This is a genomic window from Metamycoplasma equirhinis (genome assembly GCF_006385185.1).
In the GTDB taxonomy this organism is placed as follows: domain Bacteria; phylum Bacillota_I; class Bacilli_A; order Mycoplasmatales; family Metamycoplasmataceae; genus Metamycoplasma; species Metamycoplasma equirhinis.
In genome coordinates this window covers 1-507 of sequence record NZ_VFIX01000066.1, presented here as the reverse complement: position 1 = coordinate 507, position 507 = coordinate 1, and the positions used below count along the sequence as shown (strand labels likewise).

Sequence of the window (507 nt, the reverse complement as noted above, 5' to 3'; positions counted from 1 at the left end):
GGGCGCACCGCCTGCCGGATGCCTTGCGCGACGGCGCGCGCGCCACGTTCACGCCGCCCGCACTGGGCATGGACGACCTGGCCGTGCTGCAGTACACCGGCGGCACCACCGGCGTACCCAAGGGCGCCATGCTGTCGCATGGCAACCTGGTAGCCAACGTGCTGCAGACCGAAGCCGTGGCGCAGCCGGTGATGCACGACCTGCATGGCCGGCAATTGACGATCATCAGCGCGCTGCCGCTGTACCACGTGTTCGCCATGACGGTCTGCGGCCTCTACGGCATGCATGCCGGCATGCGCAATCTGCTGGTCATCAATCCGCGCGACCAGGCGGCGCTGATCGTTGCCTGGCGCCAGGCGCCGATCAATATCTTCCCCGGCGTCAATACCTTGTTCAACGCCCTGGTCAACAACCCGGATTTCGCCAAGCTGGATTTCACCGACCTGCGCCTGACCCTGGGCGGCGGCATGGCGGTGCAGCGCCAGGTCGCCGAGCGGTGGCTGGAGC

The 507-nt window shown here is 67.7% G+C and carries 1 protein-coding gene; it reads left to right on the top strand.

All coding sequences use genetic code 4. From position 1 onward, the window contains the following. Nucleotides 1-507: AMP-binding protein (locus FJM08_RS03420; protein ID WP_140031758.1), on the top strand; the 507-nt coding region annotated here is incomplete at both ends.